Below are 18,492 nucleotides of genomic sequence, written 5' to 3'. Positions count from 1 at the left end.
GTCGCTTAGGCCTCTACCAGCATCTGCCCAGACATCTCCATATGGAGCGCATGGCAGAACCACTGGCAGTAGTAGTAATAGACGCCGGGCTTGTCGGCGACGAAGGTCACCGACGACGTCGCTTGCGGCCCGATCTCCATCGCGACACCGTAATCGACCATGGTGAAGCCGTGGGTCAGGTCCACGACATCGTCGATATTGGTCTGGATGACGGTAACCTCGTCGCCAAGCTTCACCTTGAAGCTGGTGACGCCGAAGGCGGGCGCCGCCGACGTCATGTAGACGCGCACCTTGTTGCCGTCACGGATGACCTTGTTGTCCTCCTCCAGCTTGACGCCGTCCTTCTTGGCCATCTCTCGGGCGTCTTCCCACATCGGGTCGTCGCGCTTCCAGATTTCCAGCGGGTTGATCATGTTGGCTTTCATGATCGTGCCGTCATGCGGTTCGGCGAAGTTGGCGCCGTCATGCACCAGCTTCATCTCGTCGCCCGAGATGTCGATCAGCTGGTCGTTCTCCGGCTTCAGCGGACCGACATTGATGAACCGATCCTTGGAGAACTTGCACAACGCCACCAGCCATTTGCCGTCGGCATCCTTTGTCTCGCTCATCGAGGCGTTGACGTGACCGACCTGGTAGTTCACGTCGAGCTTCTGCTTGATGGGATTGACGTTCTCGCCCTTGAACTGCCGGATCGCCTCGTCGATGTTCCATTTGACGACCTGGGAGTCGAGGAAGAGCGAGGTATAGGCATTGCCACGGCCGTCGAACGAGGTATGGAGTGGCCCAAGCCCCAGTTCAACGTTGGCGACGATGGCCGTCGTCGGCTCGGCCTTGCCGGCAAAGATGTCGTCCAGCTTGTCCCATTCGATCACCGTCGTGGTGGGCGACAGCTTGCCGTTGATGACCACATACTTGCCGTCGGGGCTGGCATTGCATCCATGCGGCGAGTTGGCGATCGGGATATAGAGCGTGTAGGGCGATTTGGCTTGCTTGGTGCCATCGAGTACCGGCACGCCGTTGATCATCTTGGCCTTGCCGTCGGCAACGCCTTTCTCGATCGCCTTGATGTCGAAGAAGACGGCATGGTCGGTTTCGGAGGCAGTCATTTCCTCAACAGTGACGCCTTCCTCGGAATTGTAGCAGGTCGAGGCGGCATACTTGCCCTTATAGTCGGCGTCATTGTTGTCGAGGTTGCCGCTGACGATGACCTGCCAGGCAACCTTCATCGTATCGCCGTCAACCGCCGTGAAGACCGACCGCCACGCCTTGACGTCCTCGAGCTCACGTCCGTCATTGAGGAGCGGAATGCGGTTCTCGCCATTGCAATAGACATAGCCGGTCTTCGGGTAGCGCTGCACGCGCAGACCGTGGATCGAATGCGCATTCGGGATCTCGATGATCTTGTCAACCTTCATCACATCGAGGCGGATGCGGGCAAGGCGGGTGTTGGCCTTGTCGTTGATGAAGACATAGCGACCGTCATAGGAGCCATCCGTGACCGAGGGGCGCGGATGATGGCAATCGCCGTTCTCGAAGGTCTTCATGCCGCGCTTGGCCAGCCATTCCTTGGTCTTGGGCAGCAGGCCCTCGGTCAGGATCTTCAGGCTTTCATTCGTCTGACCCCAACCCGTCGCACTGCAGCGGTTGAAAACCGGGATACGGACAAGCTCGCGCATCGACGGCAGGCCGAGGACGCGCACTTCGCCCGTCTGGCCGCTGCTCCAGAAGCCGACATATTCGTCTAGCTTTCCCGGAGGGACGCTGACTTCGTCCGTTTCCGCAGCGACGGCGGCCTTTGGCGTAGCAAGGATTCCGGCCGCGCCGCCAATGACGGCGCCACCAGCACCTGCCACGGCAAGCGACGACAAGGCGACGCTGCCACCCAATATGTCACGCCGGCTGATGCTGGCATGCCCAGTGGTGTCTTCCGTGTTCTTAGTCATGGTACTCCTCCTCTTTCAAACGGATGCTGTTTCGACAGATTTCGGTACGGTTGGGGCCGCGACCGCAGGGGGTGTTGGGCGCGGCGCCGGCTTCTTGCCGCGACCGGTTTTCTTCAGCAGCAGCGGCGGGCAGGTCGAATCGTCCCAGTAGATGACCTGGCACTGCATGCAATAGACGCATTCATTGGGATTGATCTGGCCCAGCGGATGGATGGCCTGCACCGGGCAGCGCTTGGCACAGAGCTGGCATTCAAAGCCGCATTGCTTGCGCCGCTTCAGCCATTCGAAGAGCCGCCCGCGGCCGGGAATCGCCAAGGCAGCACCCAGCGGGCAGAGATAGCGACAGAAGAAGCGTTCGATGAAGAGGCCGGCCACAAGCATTGCGACGGCCCAGACGACGAACGGCCAGTCACGGATGAAGCGCAGCAGCACGACGGTCTTGAAGGGCTCCACCTCGGCAAACTGCTCGGCCAGCGCGAATTCATTGAGGCTTAACCCGAAGAGGCCGAGAAAGATGATGTATTTGATCGGCCACAGGCGCTCATGCCAATGGAAGGGTATGGCGATCTGCCGAATGCCGATGCGGCGGGCCAGATGGTTGAGCAGTTCCTGCAGCGATCCGAACGGGCACAGCCAGCCGCAGAACGGCCCGCGACCCCAGAAGAGCAATGAAACGGCGGTCGCACACCACAGAATGAAGATGAGCGGCTCAAGCAGGAATTGTTCCCAGCGGAAGCCACCGCTGACCAGGGCGCCCGTGAAGGTCAGCACGTTGACGACCGAGAGCTGCGCCTGGGCCCAGCCGCCGATCCACACCACTGAGAAGACGAGATAGCCGACGCGAAGATACGTGAAGAGCTTGCCTTTCTTCACCAACTCATCCTGGAAGAAGAAGATGAGGGTCAACAGCGCCAGTGACAGCGACAGGATGATGATGTCGACGATTCTGCCGCGCCAGATCTTCTTCCACAGGTCGCTCGCCGGGGCGGCTTCCGGCGTGGTGGCCGCGGGTGTCGCGGCAGGCGCCGCCAGGGCCTCGGCGTGGATGAAGCGATCGGGCAGATGATAGCGCAACGGGAAACTGGTGAAGGCCTTCTGCGTCGGACCCGTCGGGCGCTGCGCCAGCAGCTTGATCTCCCAATCTGCAGTGGGATCAAAGGCGACGCCGTCGGGAATGCGGAAGAGGCCGGCTTCCTTGAAGGTCGGAACGCCGTCTGGCAGATCGCCCATGCGGCGGTAGTCATGATCCTTGAAAAGGATCGAGGTCTGGTCCTGTACCAATTGGAAGCGGTCGAAGATGCCGCCGCGCACGAAGCCGGATCCGCGGAAGGAATAGTCGCCGTTGGCGGCGATCAGGATGGCCTGCTGGCCGGGTTTCAGCCAGTGGCCGAGCCGCTCGAATTCGGCATCGCCCAGCAGGTTGCGGCCGATCCCCTCAACCGACACCATCGACACATAAAGATCGACGAACTGCTCGGTGGGGACGCCAGCGCGGGCATAAGGCTCTGGGCTGCCGACACCGATTTTCTGAAACGCCGCGTCAACGTCGCTGTTAAGAAGATGCAGGCGCCGCACCGACCCGTCGCCCAGCAGCGACTGCCAATCGGCCTTGGCGAAGGGGATATCGACGAGCGAGCGCTTGCCCGTTGCTGCGGTGGCGGCTTCGAAGCCGGCGAGGCCCCGGGCCTTAGCAACCTGCATGGCGGCACGGCTGATGCCGTCATTGATGACAATGGCGGTGACGGTCGCACCACTGATCGCGTCCACCGCGTTTGCGTCGCCGGCGACCTTGGTGACGATGTTGCGGCCGACATAGGAATCGACGAAGGCGGTGAGCTTTTCGGGTGGGATGCCGACCAGCAGGATCGGCTCGTGATGCTCCATCACCTTGGCGCCGCGAATGACGCCGCTCTTGTCCAAGCCCACCAGCAGGCGGATCGGCTTGCCGGAATAGCCGATATCGGCGGTCTCAAACACGTAGCCCAGCAATGCATCGCCCTTGAAGGCGGCCATCGAGGGCGGATTTCCCTCGCGCGGCCCAAAGTGATCGGCGCCTGGGAAAACCTCTTCCGGCTTGATGTCGGCGAGATAGGCGCCAAACCCCTTGGCCAGCGCCGGCTGGACTTGGAGCAGCGCTGCGACAAGGATGCCAAGAACAAGCAGGCTGCGGAGGATACGGGTCATCATGCGTCAAAACTCTGGCCGCGCTGGCGCAGCGGGGGCGCCTGGGCATGTAGGGACGAGCGGAATTGCAGCGGCACGGCCAGATAGGTGATCGGCATGTGCGTGGCATTCAGGCTGGCGGCCAGGCGCCGTTCGCTGGCCGACATGCCGGCGCCCAACAGCGCCGGACCGGCGCAGCAGCCCGTGGTGCAGGCTGTTGCGCAAGCCGGGCAAGGCTGATGCTTCTCGGACTTTACCGGGGCTTTCCCTGGTAGCATCGCGTCCGTACCGGTGAGGCAACGGGACCGCGCAACGACATCGTCGAACGCACTGGCCCGGGCCATGTGGCTGGTGCCGAGGCTGGCGGCGACAAGATTGAGCACCAGTAGCGGCACCAGCAACATGCCGATCGCCAGGCGTCGTAGCCGGAGGGCTGCGAGTATGCGTTCGGTGCCGATCATGTGATTCTGGTTCCGCTTCCCGGTGTTACTGGCAGGCCGCCATGGTCTTCAGCCCCTCGATCGCGGCCTTGCGCTTGGTCTCGTCCTTCATCTGGAACATCATCGCGTTCTTCAACGGCTCGCCATTGACCTCGGCCAGGAACGCCTTCGGATCGCCCAGATATTTGAAGAGATTGTCGTCGTTCCAGGTGAGACCCTTGGCTTGCGCCGCCTTCATCGCCGGTGAGTAGCCCTTGAAGTCCGCCGCATGGAGCGCGGGCTGGCCGGGAATCCCGTGCAGGTTCGGGCCTGTCGCGCGCGAGGGCTTGCTGGCGTCAAGCGCGTGGCAGGTCTTGCACTGGTTGAGGCTCGGCGGCACGGGGCAATCGGCCCGGCTGGCGGAGATGCCGAATGTCAGGACGCCAAGGAGCGACAGTGCCGTCAAACCGGTCTGCAAGCTTGTCTTCATGACCATGCCTTTTGTGAAGGTATATTTGATGTTCATCTTTAATCTCCGTGGCGTTACGCGTGTTGATCTGAATCAATCGGGGTTCAACCGGGCCGCCCGTCGGGGCGCGCCCCGATCAGGATCGGCAGGTATTGCTGGATGAAAATGAGGAAGGCGAGGGACCAGAACAGACCGGCGCAATCAATCAGCGCCGGCTCGCCATTTCCGGCGAAGGGCGCGAGGACTCGCAACAATGCCGCGGCGGTCAGTGCCAGATAGGCGACCGCCGTGGCCCGGCTTGCGATCAATTGCCGCCCGGTATGACCAAGTGACGCACGGCTCATCACCGCCATGATCATCGTGCTGAACGATCCGGCCGTCAGCGCGTGGATGCCGCTCGCCGCCGGCACGAGATCGAAGACAGCGAGACCGGAGAGCAGCAAGCCAACGACGAGCCAGGCGTAGCCAAGGTGAAGAACCCAGACGAGCGGTACGCCGAGCGTGCGCCATCCTTGCCAGCGCAATAACCGCAGCGCATTGGCAAGCGCTGCGATCAGCGCCGCGACCCCGATTATGGTTGATGCCAGATCAAGCCCGGTGGCCAGCAGATGGAAGGCCAGGCTGAGCACGGCCGCGCCATCGACCAGGCGGTGCCCGGTGATCTGGAACGGCACGCCGCTCATCTTCATGCCGCCCTGGGTAAAGGCCGGCACGATGCGCCCACCGATCAGGCCGATGAGGAGGGCAAAGACGGCGATGGCGACGCGCAAGGACCAACTGCCGCTCAGGAACGCGCCCGAAAGCCCGGTCCATCCCCAGCCGTCGAAATGAACACCGGCATTGAGAAAGGCCAGCAACAGCAATATCGCGACCAGAATGCCGTTCCGGCGCCCATTGCGCAGCAGAATGCCGGGACCCAGCGTCAATGCCAGCGCGGGCAGAAAGGCGATGTCGACGAGCGCGAAGAAATCCGGCCAAGGGGTGAAAGCGGCGATACGGCCGGCGAGCCACAGAGCTACCAGCAGCATCAGCTTCCAACCACGGATCGCGGCGCCGCCGGTCCAATTGGGCACGGCTGTGAGCATGAAGCCGGCAAGTGCCGCGGTGGCGAAACCGAACAGCATCTCATGCCCGTGCCACAGGGCTGGCGGCAGTGTCGGCTGCCAGCCCAGGCTTCCGCGCCAGATCGCAACCCAGATCGGCACAGCCACAGCCGCTTGGCACGCCCCGATGAGAAAGAAGGGGCGGAAGCCATAGTCGAACAAGGCAAAGCGCGACGCTTGGCGGTGCTCTGGCTCGACGGCGATGAAACGAGTCTCGGACATGGTGCTGACGACCGGTGCGGCTGATGAGGAACGCGCCGAGATTGAGCCAGGCCCAGACATTCATGCTTGATGTGAATCAAGCCGAGACCATTGACGCACAGATTTTTTCTTTAAATTCTAAATACTTATTGTTCATCAAGCAGAGGCTTGATAAACATCAAGTGTGTGCGATCGATGTATGTGAAACCCCATCGGCGCCTGTTAAGTCTGTAGTCAAATGCGTCTGACAACGACGGTTCGGTGCGATGCCACACTCCTCCGTTAGCCCACTTCTCGATCTGTCCCTCTTTGACGGCCTGTCTGCTGACGCGCGCACCAAATTGCAGGCGCACTGCTTCGTCCAGACCGAGCCGGCCGATGCCGTGCTCTTTGAACAAGGGCAGATGGCGCAATTCCTCCACGTGATCCTGCAGGGTCGTGTGGCGCTTGTTGGCGAAGCGCCGGCGACCGACGGCCGGAGCGCGCCGGATGATGGGGCGATCATCGAGATGTTCGGGCCGGGCGAGGCGCTCATCCTGGCCGCCGTCCTGCTCAACATGCCGTACATGATGTCGGCCCACGTGATGGCAGTGTCGCGCATCGCGTTTGTGCCGGCGACGTTGGTCCGCGAACTGCTCGACCAGGAAGCGGCCTTTGCCAAGGCGACAAGCCTCATGCTGGCGCGGCATTGGCGATTATTGTCCCGGCAGCTCAAGGATCAGAAGCTGCGCTCCGGCGGGCAACGCCTTGCCCGCTATCTCCTGTCGCTGACCCAGGGTATCCATACCGGCCCGGCGACATTTGACTTGCCGATCGATCGGCGCTCTCTGGCCAGCTGGCTGGGGATGACTGCGGAAAATCTTTCCCGCTCCCTGACGCAATTGAAGCCCTTGGGCGTCGAAGTCAGCGGCCGCCATGCCCAGGTGGCGGATGTTGCAACGCTGCGCGCCTTCAGTGCCGAGGATGATCTGCGGTGATGGCCGTTGCCTGGTGCGATAGAACTTGGACGTGACCAGTAAGCGGTGAGTTCTATGCTTTGCCGCAGCCTGACTTCCGCGGCTTAAGCACAAGGAAGCGGGCAGCTGCTCATTCGCGCAAGTCTGCTTTAACTGGCGCGGGCTTCGTAACCCGAAGACAGAGCATCTCATTTCCGGGAAGCGACACTAAAATTTCGTGCCACATCCGACACTGGATTCGATGTCGAGACGTGCCGATATATCAGGCGCTTCTCACCGAGTTTATGTCTAATTTCAGTGGGATGAAAATGGTAGCACCGGACGGATTTGAACCGCCGACCAAGGGATTATGATTCCCCTGCTCTACCGCTGAGCTACGGTGCCACACGCCTGCGCCGGGGTATTGCGCCCGGCCGGTCGGGGAAGCGTATATAGGGGCCCTGGGGGCACTGTCAAGGATTACGCAAACCCTTGGGATTAAAGCGGGATTCGCCTCAATCCGAGAACATCGAGGTGAGCTTCAGAGCCACCCCCATGCTGCCCTCGACCTTGAGCTTGCCGGTCATGTAGCCGAGCGTCGGGTCGAGCTTGCCGGCCATCAGCTTTTCGAGGTTTTCCGGGGTGATGGTGATGGTGGTGTTGGCGTCGCCCTTATCCCCTTCCTCGATCACCGGGGGATGCTCGGTCCCGTCCCAGGAGATGATGCCCTCATCGCCCAGCACGAACTTCACCTTGTAGCCGAGCTTCAAATTCTGCCCGGCGCGGCGGCGCATTTCTTCGACCAGCTCATCGACGCTCATCCGGAACCCCCTCCCCGCTTATTCAGCCTGCCCGCTTATTCGGCAGCGATATCCTGCCCGAGCTTGGCCGTCGCCGCAATCCACCCGCCGCCCAGAACCCGGTCCCCCATATAGGCGACCGCCGCCTGCCCCGGTGCGATGCCGAATTGCGGATCGTTGAGGACGATCTCGGCCGTTCCATCAGCACCGATGCTGAGGCGACCGGGAGCGGCCGCACTCATCGAGCGCAGCTTCACATCGACCGCGACGTCCTCCATCGCTTCGCCCGCGCGACCCAGCCAGTTCATCTCGCGCAAGGTGATGAGGTCGCGCGCAAGGCTCGCTTTCGGTCCCACAATCACGCGCTTCGTCGCGGCATCGATGCGCACGACGTAGAGCGGCTCGTTGTTGGTGCTCTTCTCATTGACGCCGATGCCGCGGCGTTGGCCGATCGTGTAATGGACGATGCCCTGATGCTGCCCCATGACGCGGCCATCGACATGCACGATCTCGCCGGGTTCGGCGGCACCGGGGCGCAGGCGCTCGACGACGCTCACATAATTGCCGTTGGGAACGAAGCAGATGTCCTGGCTGTCCGGCTTGTTGGCAACCTCGAGCCCGAAGCGCGCGGCAAGCGCCCGCGTCTCGGTCTTCGGCAAGTCGCCCAAGGGAAAGCGGAGGTAGTCGAGCTGGGCTTGGGTGGTGGCAAACAGGAAATAGCTCTGGTCGCGCGAGGGATCGCTGCCGCGATGGAGTTCGGCGCCCTTGGGCGTTTCGACGCGGCGCACGTAATGCCCGGTGGCGAGGCAATCACCGCCGAGGTCGCGCGCCTGTTCGAGGAGGTCGCGGAACTTGACCCGCTGATTGCAGCGGACACAGGGGATCGGCGTCTCGCCCTTGAGATACGAGTCTGCAAACTCCTGCATCACCGCGTCGGAGAACTTGCTCTCGTAATCGAGGACGTAATGCGGAAAGTCTAGCCGTTCAGCGACCATCCGCGCGTCATAGATGTCTTGGCCCGCACAGCAGGCACCTTTCCGCGCCAAGGCGACGCCATGGTCGTAGAGCTGCAGCGTCACGCCGACCACGTCATAGCCCTGCTCCTTCAAGAGCGCTGCCACGACGGAGCTGTCGACACCGCCGGACATGGCGACGACGACGCGGGTATCGGCGGGTGCCTTATGAATGCCGAGTGAGTTCATGGGTCGAGCTTATATCACCCTCTGCCTCAAGCGCCCAAATGACCCTTCAGCAAGGCTATCGTGCGCCGGAAGGGGGCGGGATCGGCCTCCAATCCTATCGCGGCGGAGAAATGGCCCTGCTCGCGCACGAACAGGTTTTCCGGCGGAATCCGCCAGTTTTCGGCCATGCGCCGGCCGCCGTCATAAGGGGTGACGTCGTCCCGGGTGCCGATCAGCAACACGATCCGGTCGGGGTCGATGGGCGGGGTCGCCGTGCAATCCGTGAACCTGCCCATGGCGGCTATTTCCGCCTCGCCCCAGCCGGCAAGCTTCGCCGCCTCATCAAGCCGCGTGATGGTGGCAAGCGATGAGTTGAAGGTGAGCGCGCTCACCTTGTCGGTCGTGGTCAGCAGCATCAGCGTGTCTGGCTTGGCACTCTCACGCCATGTCCCCATGCGCTCGGCCAGCACCTGTGCCGTCAGGGCACCCAGGCTGGTGCCGCCCAAGGCGACGCGCTGGCTGCCATGCGCACGGCACCAGTCGATAATGGTCCCAAGTTCGCGCGCCGTCTGGCGGAAATGCGTGAGGCCGGAAAGCGGCGGCCGGCGCATGAAGCTCTCGCCGCCATAAAGCCCGGCTGCAACGCGCCGGTTATGCCCCGGCGCATCGGGCAGCAGGATGCGGCATCCCAGGGCCGCGAGGCTGCGATAACCTCTGAGGTCGCCGCGCATCATCTCCATCTCCATGGCAAAGCCATGGCCGAAGATCAGGCTCGGCAAGTCTTTCTGCTTCCCCTCGTAAACGTGCACCCAGCAGGTATCGGCGGCATCGTCGGGCGACGGGAAGCGCAGCCAGTATTCGCGCACATCGTCATGCGCGATGACATGGCTCATTTCGACCTTGGGCAGGTCGTTAGGCAGCGCAAAGAATGCATCCGGCGCCGCACCCGCCGTCACCTGCTCGAGATCGCCCGGCAGCGGCACATCGACCTGCACCGCCGGCACGCCAGAACGCCGCGCAAACCAGATGTAATTGAACCGATGGCCGAGGTAATTATGCGCCGCCTCGCGCCGGGCGCGTTCCGCGCTGAGGAGATCGTTTCCATGATCGAATGCGGCATCGATCCAGCGCGCTTGTGCTGCGGCGGAGATGCGGCCGAGTTCCGCCGTCTGCTGCACCCGCGCGGCAATGCCGCCGGGCACGGCATGGAGCTTCAGCGTCTTGGCAAAGGCGTCGACATCGCCGGCCCCCGCCGCCGCCCAGCAGCGCGCCGCCGGCAGCAGCCACCCCATGCCCCAGAGGCACAAGGGATCGATCCAGGGTTTTGCAAGAAGCCGCGCTAGGCCGCCATTAGGGCTCATGCGGAACGCCCCTCACCCCAACCCCTCTCCCCGCCAGCGGGGCGAGGGGCTTTAGACCAGCACTCGGTGTAAACTCCCTCGCCCCGCGATAGCGGGGAGAGGGTCGGGGTGAGGGGTTGATGCAAGATGCCGCAAGCATAACGCGGCTTACTCACGTTCCTCGATCCAGGCCATTTGGATGGCTTCGAGGATCTTCTCGTTGCTCTTTTGCGGATCATCCTCGAAATCGGGGATCTCCTGCACCCACTTCCACAGATCCGTGAAGCGCAGGTTCACCACATCGACGTCGGGATGCAGGTCCTCCAGCTCGATGGCGATGTCGTGCACGTCGGTCCAGCGCAGCTTCTTCGCCATGACGAATGGATCCTTCAGCCGACCTGCATGTTGCGGGTGGCGGACGGCAGGCTGACAACGAGGCCGTCGAGCTCTTCCGTCATCTTGATCTGGCAGCCAAGGCGCGAGGTGTGGGTGAGGCCGAAGGCGAGATCGAGCATGTCTTCCTCGTCTTCGCTGGCTTCCTTGAGGACGTCGTACCATTCCGGATCGATGATCACGTGGCAGGTCGAACAGGCGAGCGACCCTTCGCAGGCGCCTTCCAGATCAATGCTGTTGCGATGGGCGATCTCCAGCACGCTGAGGCCCAGCGGGGCCTCGCACTCGACCCGGGTCCCATCCGGCTTCACGAACGTCATCTTGGCCATTTTGTCTTCATCTCCAACTGGAACCCGAACGTCCGGGCCCGAAATCCGTCAATTTGAGGCGTCAGGTGCCATACCCGCTTCGACTTCGTCAAGCCGTTGGCCTTTGAGGGCCGCCTGAATGGCCCGGTCCATGCGTTTCTGGGCAAAGTTGTGGGTCGCCCGGTCCAATTCCTCCATGGAATTGTGCACCCGGTCCCGCTCCTCCCCGGCAATGGCGTCCCGAACCTTCTGCGCCACCCGGTCGATCTCATTCCGTTCCTCTGGCGCCAGCAAGGTGCCATCAGCCTTCAAGGCCGCATTGAGGGCGAGGAGCACCCGCTCCGCCTCCACCCGGGATTCGAGAAGCAGGCGCTTTTCCATGTCATCGCGGGCATAGGTCAGGCTGTCCCGCAGCATGTCAGCCATCTCGTCATCGGTGAGGCCATAAGATGGCTTAACCGCGATCTCGGATTTGACGCCGGTCGTCTTTTCCTCGGCACTGACCGTCAGCAGTCCATCAGCATCGACCGCATAGGTGACGCGAATGCGTGCAGCACCCGCCACCATCGGCGGAATGCCTTTGAGTTCGAACCGGCCCAGTGAGCGGCAGGCGTCGACCGTCTCGCGTTCACCCTGCACCACATGAATCAGCATGCCGGTCTGGCCATCCTGATAAGTGGTGAAATCCTGCGCCTTGGTGACCGGGATCGCGGTGTTGCGATCAACCACCTTTTCGACGATGCCGCCCATCGTCTCGATACCGAGCGAGAGGGGTATGACATCGAGCAGCAAGGTATCCGACCCTTGCGTCAATGCCTTGGCCTGCAACGCCGCGCCGACCGCGACCACTTCGTCGGGATCGATATTGGCGAGCGGCTCCTGCTTGAAGAAATCGGCAACGAAGGCACGCACCAGCGGCACGCGGGTCGAACCGCCCACCAGCACCACGCCCTTCACATCGGCAGCCGTCAGCTTGGCGTCTTCGAGCACCTGGCGGCAGGCGCGCAAGGTGCGGCCCAATAACGGCTCGATCAGGACTTCGAAAGTCCCGCGATCGATCGACTGACGCACATCATGGCCAGCGACCTTCGCCTTGAGCTCGGCGCCCGAGGCCGTGGTGAGGCGCTCTTTCGCGGCACGCGCCGCCTGCAGCAGGATCTTCGCCTCGCCGGAGGTGAGGCCCTCGATGCCGGTACGGCGCATTGCCCAGGCGGCCAGGGCATGATCGAAATCATCGCCACCCAATTGCGCATCGCCGCCAGTCGCCAGCACCTGGAACACGCCCTTCTGCAGCTTCAGCAGCGAGATGTCGAAGGTGCCGCCACCCAGATCGTAGACGGCATAGATGCCCTCGGCAGCGGTGTCGAGGCCATAGGCCAAGGCAGCAGCCGTCGGCTCGTTGACAAGGCGCAAGACTTCGAGGCCGGCGAGGCGCGCCGCATCCTTCGTCGCCGTCCGCGCCGCATCGTCGAAATAGGCCGGCACCGTGATGACGGCCTTCTCGATTCTGTGGCCCAGGCTGATCTCGGCGCGCGCCTTCAGCGCCTTCAGGATCTCCGCTGAAATTTCCACAGGGGTCAGGATCTGGTCACCGACCTTGAGGCGCACCATGCCGCCCTTGCCATCTTCATTGGGCACGACGTCATAAGGGAGCGCACCCGCAAGGCGCTTCACGTCTTCGGGACCGCGGCCCATCAAGCGCTTGATGGACGAGACGACAAAGTCAGGAAACTCGGCCAGATCGTTCAACGCCTGGCGTCCGACTGCCGGTTCCTCATAGGCATATGAGACGACCGACGGAACAAGGCCATCGCCGGTTGCGTCCCGCAACACCTCGGGATGATCCCCGGTCACCATCGCAACCACGGAATTGGTCGTGCCAAGATCGATGCCGATCGCTTGGCTGCGCTCCAAGGCATGCGGTTCCGGCGTCTCGCCGGGTTCGTGAATCTGCAGTAACATCAGTCTTCCAACGCCGCGCGACGCAGGCGCGCTTCTTCCAGGAATTTCCGCAGATACCGCAGACGCAGCACCGCTCGGTTGGCGGCGTCCAGATCGTCGGCGGCGAAGGCCTTCGAGATCTCGCTCAGCATCTCAATGGCATCCCCTGCCGCGGCGACGGTGAGTTTCTCGATCGCCTCGGCGCTCTCGGCCTCGGACAGTGCCTCGCGCTTTTCCATCGCCTCCATCAGGAGCGCTGGATCATTGACGGTCTTGTCGGCGGCGGCCTCCGAGACGACGCCTTTGAGGCGGAGCAGATAAGTGGCGCGCTTCAGCGGGTCGTCGAGTGTTTCATAGGCCTCGTTGAGCGCCACTGCCTGGGATTCGGCGATGGCGCGTTCCTTGGCCGGTTTGCCCGCGAAGCGGTCTGGATGCAGCACGCGCTGGAAGCCGAGATATTGCTTCTCGAGCTTGTCGTCGTCGATATCGAAGCTGGGGGTAAGCCCGAGACGCGTGAAGTGATCGGTCGAGCCTGGCGCCTGCACGGCGCCGCAGGTATGGCAAAAGAGGGCGCGGCTCGCTACCGGTCCCTTGCAGGACCAGCAGGCCACAAACTCCGACCCGGCGCTCCCTGCCCCGCCGATGTTCTGGACCACAGACATGATACTCGCTCAGACGTGGAAGGATTCGCCGCAGCCGCAGCGTCCCTTCTCGTTCGGATTGCGGAAGACGAAGCCGGATTGCAGCTTCTCTTCCACGAAATCCATCTCGGTGCCGAAGATGAACAGCGACGCCTTGGGATCGATCAGGATGGTGACACCTTCCTGCTCGACCGACTCATCGGCGGGACCGCGCTCGTCGGCATACTCGATCGTATAGGAGAGACCCGAGCAGCCCTTCGAGCGCACGCCGATGCGGATGCCGACCGACGGCTTGCCGCGCTTGGCGAGCAGTTCCTGCACGCGCGCAGCCGCCGCCGGTGTCACGGTCATCGCGGCCGGCTTCGGGCGACGCGCCGGCCGAGCGGCTGGTGCCGCTGGGACCGGCGCGGCCTGAGCCGGCGTGTCTGCCGTTCCGTTTGCGGTGGTCGCGTCGCTCATTCTGCAGCCTTCTCCGCCGTGCCGGTCTTCTCGCGGTAATCCTTGATTGCCGCCTTGATCGCGTCTTCGGCGAGGACCGAGCAATGGATCTTGACCGGCGGCAAGGCCAGGTGCTGCGCGATCTCGGTGTTCTTGATGCTCGCCGCTTCGTCGAGCGTCTTGCCCTTCACCCATTCGGTCGCAAGCGACGACGAGGCAATGGCCGAGCCACAGCCAAAGGTCTTGAACTTGGCGTCCTCGATGCGGCCGTCGGCGCCGACTTTGATCTGCAGCTTCATGACGTCGCCGCAAGCCGGCGCGCCAACGAGGCCCGTGCCGATGCCTGCTTCTTCTTTGCCGAAACCACCGACATTGCGGGGGTTCTCGTAGTGGTCGACGACTTTTTCGCTATACATGATGTGCTCCTTTGAACTCTTCCAATGCCTGGCTGATTAGTGCTCGGCCCATTGGATCGACTTGATATCAATACCCGCTTGCGCCATTTCCCAGAGCGGGCTCATTTCACGCAGGCGCTGCACCGCCTGGACGAGATGCTCGACGGCGTAATCCACTTCCTGCTCGGTGGTGAAGCGGCCGATGCCGATCCGGAGCGATGTGTGCGCCATCTCGATTTCGACGCCCAGCGCGCGCAGCACGTAAGAAGGCTCCAGCGACGCCGAGGTGCACGCCGAACCCGACGAGACGCAAAGATCCTTGATCCCCATCATCAGGCCCTCGCCTTCGACATGGGCGAAGGAAAGATTGAGGTTGCCCGGGATGCGGTGTTCTGCATCGCCGTTGAGATAGACCTCGTCGAGCTTGGCGCGGATACCGTCGAGGAAACGCTGCTGCAACTTCTTCAGACGCTCGCTCTCGGCGCCCATTTCCTTTTCGGCGATCGCGCAAGCCTCACCCAATCCGACGCAAAGCGGGGTCGGCAGCGTGCCGGAACGGAAGCCGCGCTCCTGGCCGCCACCATGAATGAGGGCTTCCAAGCGCACGCGCGGCTTGCGGCGAACATAGAGCGCGCCGATGCCCTTGGGCCCGTAGATCTTGTGGCCGGAGATCGAGAGCAGGTCGATGTTCATCGCGTCGACATCGAGCGGAATCTTGCCCACGGCTTGTGCTGCATCGGTGTGGAAGAACACGCCCTTCTCGCGGCACAGCTTGCCGATCTCGGCCAGCGGCTGGACGACACCGATCTCGTTGTTGACCGCCATGATCGAGACCAGCACCGTCTGCGGCGTGATCGCGTTGCGCAAATCGTCGAGATTGATCAGGCCGTTCTGCTGCACCGGCAAATAGGTGATCTTGAAGCCTTCCTGCTCGAGATGGCGGCAGGAATCGAGCACGCATTTATGCTCGGTATTGGTGGTGATGATGTGGTTCTTCTTGTCCTTGAAAAACCGTGCCACGCCCTTGATCGCCAGGTTGTTCGATTCCGTGGCGCCCGAGGTGAAGATGATTTCCTTCTCGTCGGCCTTGATGATGCTGGCGATCTGGGCGCGCGCCTTTTCGACCGCCGCCTCGGCATCCCAGCCGTATTTGTGGTTCCGGGAATGCGGATTGCCGAAATGCTCGGTGAAAAACGGCAGCATCGCCTCAACCACGCGTGGATCGCAGGGCGTCGTCGCCTGGTAATCCAGATAGATCGGCAGCTTGGGCAGATTCACACCCGCATGCTCCTGGTTCGCCGACTTAATATTCTGGTTCGCGATATTCATGATGACCTGTTCACCCTTCCATTCACTCAAGCGGCCGAGATGCGAGCATCCGCCGCGTCGCTACTGCGCGCCGGCCCTGTGCGCTGCACGCGCCCCCAGGCCGTTACAAACTGATTTATGTCTTCCGCCGAGTTCTGCCAGCCCAGGCTCACGCGAATGGCTGACCCCGAGGTCGCAGCGTCAAAGCCCATGGCCGAGATGACATGGCTGGGCCGCACCTTGCCGGACGAGCAGGCAGAACCGGCCGAAATGGCGATGCCGGCCAGATCCATCGCCATCACCAGCGTTTCGGCAGTCTTGGTGCCGCTGGCAAAGCAGCTGGTGTTGGGCAGGCGCTGGGCAGCGCGGCCGAAGATCGTCACCGGCTGCCCGAAACCCGCAAGTTGCTCTTCCAGATGATCGCGCAAGGCCGCGATCCGGTCCATGTCGTTGAGCGTTGCCGCTTCATGCGCCGCGGCACCGAAGCCGGCGATGGCCGCGACATTTTCGGTGCCGCCCCGACGGTTGCGTTCCTGCCCACCGCCCTGCACGAAGGGCTCGACCGGCAGATCGCCGCCGAGGATCAGCGCACCGACACCTTGCGGTCCGCCGATCTTGTGGGCGGAAAGCGTCAGGAAATCGACGCCGAGTTCGTTGATGTCGACCGGTATGCGACCCGCCGCCTGGATGGCATCGCAATGCACCAGCGCGCCCTTCGACTTGGCGACGCGGGCAATCTCGGCCACGGGCTGGATGACGCCGGTCTCGTTATTGGCGAGCATCACCGAGACGAAGGCCGGTCGTTCGGCCTTGTCGATCAGGTAAGCAAGGTGCGCCATGTCGATCTCGCCATTGCGGCCGACGCGGGCAATCTGCGCGCCGGCAAGGCGCGCGGGACGCAGCACGGATTCGTGTTCGATGGCACTGACGATGAGCGGGCGACCCTGACGCGCATGGAGCGCCAGATTGTTGGCCTCGGTCCCGCCGGAGGTAAAGGTCACCAGTGCGGCGCGCGCGTTCACCAGGCTGGCGACCGCGTCACGCGCATGATCGACCCAGGCGCGGGCACGGCGGCCAAAGGCATGGACGGAGGACGGATTGCCGACCTCCTGCAACGCGGCCGACATCGCCGCCAGCGCAGATGCGCGCAGCGGGGCGGTCGCATTCCAGTCCATGTAGACGCCGCGTGTCATGATCTTGCCTGCTTACTCCGCCGCCGCAGCCGAGGATTCGGCCGGCTGTGCAGCGCCGTTCGTGGCGGGGGCTGCCGTCGCGCCGTCGACCTTGTGAGCGGTCCCCAGCACGCGACGCTCGACCACATCGGCAAGCGAGACCGAGCTGAGGAACAGATGGATCTGGCGCGACAGCTCTTCCCAAAGATCATGGGTGAGGCAGCGCGACTTGTCGGAATGGCAGCCGGTTGCCGTGTTGGGCTTGCAGCGCGTGGCGCGGATGGGCTCGTCGACGGCAAGAATCGCATCGGCAATGCGCGTATCATCGGCAGGCCGCGCCAGCAGATAGCCGCCGCCCGGCCCACGAACCGATTTCACCAGACCGGCACGCCGCAGCTTGGCGAACAGCTGCTCGAGATAGGAGAGCGAAATCTCCTGCCGGCCCGAAATATCGGCCAATGATACGGGCCGACCCTGGCTGTTGGTCGCAAGGTCGACAAGCGCCATGACGGCGTAGCGGCCCTTGGTGCTCAATCTCATGACACGTCTCCTAAAGCTTTATCAGTTACGGCCGAAGCGGCGCACGTCACCGGTTTCGTGGCCGTTACCGTCCGTCGGCTGACCGGCGGTGCCGGCAGCAAATCCCTGGTGATCACTTTCCAGCGCATCGATGCGCGATTGCAGGCGCGAGATCTGGTCGAGCAGGCCTTCGATCGCGCGCGCCACGGGATCGGGCAGATCCTGCGTCGGCAGGCCATAGGCCGCAAACTCGCTGCCGCATTCCTTCGGGACAACGATGCGGGCCGGCACGCCGACGGCGACCGAATTGGCCGGCACCGATTTGATGACGACGGCATTGCCGCCGACACGGGCGCCCTTGCCCACGGTGATGTCGCCCAAGACCTGCGCGCCGGCACCGATGATGACGCCGTCTTCAAGGGTCGGGTGGCGCTTCACATTGACCTGGGCCGCCGAATTGATGGCCGGGGAAATGCCGCCGAGCGTCACGTCGTGATAGAGCGTCACGTCATCGCCAACGACCGCCGTCTCGCCGATCACGACGCCCATGCCGTGGTCGATGAAGAAGCGCTTGCCGATCTGGGCGCCGGGGTGAATCTCGATACCCGTGATGAAACGGGAAAATTGGGAAATTATTCTGGCAAGGGTCGGAAAACCGGCCAAATAGACCGGTCGGGCCAGACGATGCAGCAGGATGGCATGGAAACACGGATAGGTGAGCGCCACCATCAGCCGCGACCGCGCAGCGGGGTCCCGGGACTTGATTGCGTCGAGCTCAGCCGCAATGTTCTTGAAAAACATCATCGCCATCGTGTTTATTAGC

General features: G+C 62.9%; 19 protein-coding genes and 1 tRNA gene. 1 reads left to right on the top strand and 19 read right to left on the bottom strand.

Translation table 11 applies throughout. From position 1 onward, the window contains the following. Nucleotides 1–5 precede the first annotated feature (5 nt). Genes nosZ through SMD31_RS14760 form a run of 5 tightly spaced genes read right to left on the bottom strand, consistent with a single transcriptional unit; the run spans nt 6 to nt 6,319 of the window. A complete protein-coding gene (nosZ, locus tag SMD31_RS14780; RefSeq protein WP_320501667.1) occupies nt 6–1,943 on the bottom strand; it encodes a TAT-dependent nitrous-oxide reductase in 1,938 nt (645 codons plus the stop codon). Nucleotides 1,944–1,958: 15 nt separating this feature from the next. Next, the gene (locus SMD31_RS14775) at nt 1,959–4,130 is read right to left on the bottom strand and encodes a 4Fe-4S binding protein (RefSeq protein ID WP_320501666.1); all 2,172 of its coding nucleotides are present in this window, start codon (nt 4,128–4,130) and stop codon (nt 1,959–1,961) included. After that, the gene (locus SMD31_RS14770) at nt 4,127–4,567 is read right to left on the bottom strand and encodes a hypothetical protein (protein WP_320501665.1); all 441 of its coding nucleotides are present in this window, start codon (nt 4,565–4,567) and stop codon (nt 4,127–4,129) included. Before SMD31_RS14770 ends, SMD31_RS14775 begins: the two co-directional genes overlap by 4 nt. A gap of 25 nt (nt 4,568–4,592) precedes the next feature. Beyond that, nucleotides 4,593–5,051 carry a c-type cytochrome gene (locus SMD31_RS14765; RefSeq protein WP_320501664.1) on the bottom strand — a complete coding sequence of 153 codons (459 nt, stop codon included), beginning with the start codon at nt 5,049–5,051 and terminating at the stop codon, nt 4,593–4,595. Nucleotides 5,052–5,098: 47 nt separating this feature from the next. Continuing rightward, a complete protein-coding gene (locus tag SMD31_RS14760; protein ID WP_320501663.1) occupies nt 5,099–6,319 on the bottom strand; it encodes an NnrS family protein in 1,221 nt (406 codons plus the stop codon). A 245-nt stretch (nt 6,320–6,564) separates the two neighbouring features. On the opposite strand from SMD31_RS14760, the gene SMD31_RS14755 reads away from it, so the two are divergent. Beyond that, nucleotides 6,565–7,275, top strand: a complete 711-nt coding sequence (locus SMD31_RS14755; RefSeq protein ID WP_320501662.1) for a helix-turn-helix domain-containing protein — start codon at nt 6,565–6,567, stop codon at nt 7,273–7,275. A 288-nt stretch (nt 7,276–7,563) separates the two neighbouring features. Here the strand turns inward: SMD31_RS14755 and SMD31_RS14750 are convergent. From SMD31_RS14750 to epsC, 14 genes are all read right to left on the bottom strand, one after another. Beyond that, nucleotides 7,564–7,638 (bottom strand) — tRNA-Met (locus SMD31_RS14750). A gap of 110 nt (nt 7,639–7,748) precedes the next feature. After that, on the bottom strand, nt 7,749–8,054 hold the full coding sequence (locus SMD31_RS14745; protein ID WP_320501661.1) for an SCP2 sterol-binding domain-containing protein: 306 nt from the start codon (nt 8,052–8,054) through the stop codon (nt 7,749–7,751). A gap of 35 nt (nt 8,055–8,089) precedes the next feature. Next, nucleotides 8,090–9,235 (bottom strand): tRNA 2-thiouridine(34) synthase MnmA, encoded by a 1,146-nt coding sequence (mnmA, locus tag SMD31_RS14740; protein WP_320501660.1) that lies wholly within the window; start codon nt 9,233–9,235, stop codon nt 8,090–8,092. A gap of 26 nt (nt 9,236–9,261) precedes the next feature. After that, entirely contained in the window at nt 9,262–10,575 is a 1,314-nt protein-coding gene (locus SMD31_RS14735; protein ID WP_320501659.1) for an alpha/beta hydrolase, read from the bottom strand. A gap of 147 nt (nt 10,576–10,722) precedes the next feature. Further along, on the bottom strand, nt 10,723–10,929 hold the full coding sequence (gene iscX / locus SMD31_RS14730; protein WP_320501658.1) for a Fe-S cluster assembly protein IscX: 207 nt from the start codon (nt 10,927–10,929) through the stop codon (nt 10,723–10,725). A 14-nt stretch (nt 10,930–10,943) separates the two neighbouring features. Then, nucleotides 10,944–11,276: a ferredoxin family 2Fe-2S iron-sulfur cluster binding protein gene (locus SMD31_RS14725; RefSeq protein WP_320501657.1), complete on the bottom strand. Its 333-nt coding sequence runs from the start codon at nt 11,274–11,276 to the stop codon at nt 10,944–10,946. Between the two features lie 48 nt (nt 11,277–11,324). Further along, complete coding sequence (gene hscA / locus SMD31_RS14720; RefSeq protein ID WP_320501656.1) at nt 11,325–13,217, bottom strand: Fe-S protein assembly chaperone HscA; 1,893 nt, start codon at nt 13,215–13,217, stop codon at nt 11,325–11,327. Further along, entirely contained in the window at nt 13,217–13,858 is a 642-nt protein-coding gene (hscB, locus tag SMD31_RS14715; RefSeq protein ID WP_320501655.1) for a Fe-S protein assembly co-chaperone HscB, read from the bottom strand. The genes hscA and hscB overlap by 1 nt, the downstream gene beginning before the upstream one ends. Nucleotides 13,859–13,867: 9 nt before the next feature. Then, nucleotides 13,868–14,188 carry a HesB/IscA family protein gene (locus tag SMD31_RS14710; RefSeq protein WP_320501855.1) on the bottom strand — a complete coding sequence of 107 codons (321 nt, stop codon included), beginning with the start codon at nt 14,186–14,188 and terminating at the stop codon, nt 13,868–13,870. A gap of 104 nt (nt 14,189–14,292) precedes the next feature. Further along, nucleotides 14,293–14,691: a Fe-S cluster assembly scaffold IscU gene (iscU, locus tag SMD31_RS14705; RefSeq protein WP_456077535.1), complete on the bottom strand. Its 399-nt coding sequence runs from the start codon at nt 14,689–14,691 to the stop codon at nt 14,293–14,295. 36 nt (nt 14,692–14,727) lie between these two features. Continuing rightward, a complete protein-coding gene (locus SMD31_RS14700) occupies nt 14,728–15,999 on the bottom strand; it encodes an IscS subfamily cysteine desulfurase (RefSeq protein WP_320501654.1) in 1,272 nt (423 codons plus the stop codon). 26 nt (nt 16,000–16,025) lie between these two features. Further along, entirely contained in the window at nt 16,026–17,171 is a 1,146-nt protein-coding gene (locus tag SMD31_RS14695; protein ID WP_320501653.1) for a cysteine desulfurase family protein, read from the bottom strand. 12 nt (nt 17,172–17,183) lie between these two features. Beyond that, nucleotides 17,184–17,690 carry an Rrf2 family transcriptional regulator gene (locus tag SMD31_RS14690; protein ID WP_320501652.1) on the bottom strand — a complete coding sequence of 169 codons (507 nt, stop codon included), beginning with the start codon at nt 17,688–17,690 and terminating at the stop codon, nt 17,184–17,186. 21 nt (nt 17,691–17,711) lie between these two features. Then, a complete protein-coding gene (gene epsC, locus SMD31_RS14685; protein WP_320501651.1) occupies nt 17,712–18,479 on the bottom strand; it encodes a serine O-acetyltransferase EpsC in 768 nt (255 codons plus the stop codon). Nucleotides 18,480–18,492: the final 13 nt, after the last annotated feature.

Source organism: Dongia rigui, assembly GCF_034044635.1.
GTDB classification, from domain to species: domain Bacteria; phylum Pseudomonadota; class Alphaproteobacteria; order Dongiales; family Dongiaceae; genus Dongia; species Dongia rigui.
The sequence above is the reverse complement of the archived record's forward strand: the minus strand, read 5'-3'. Positions and strand labels throughout refer to the sequence as shown.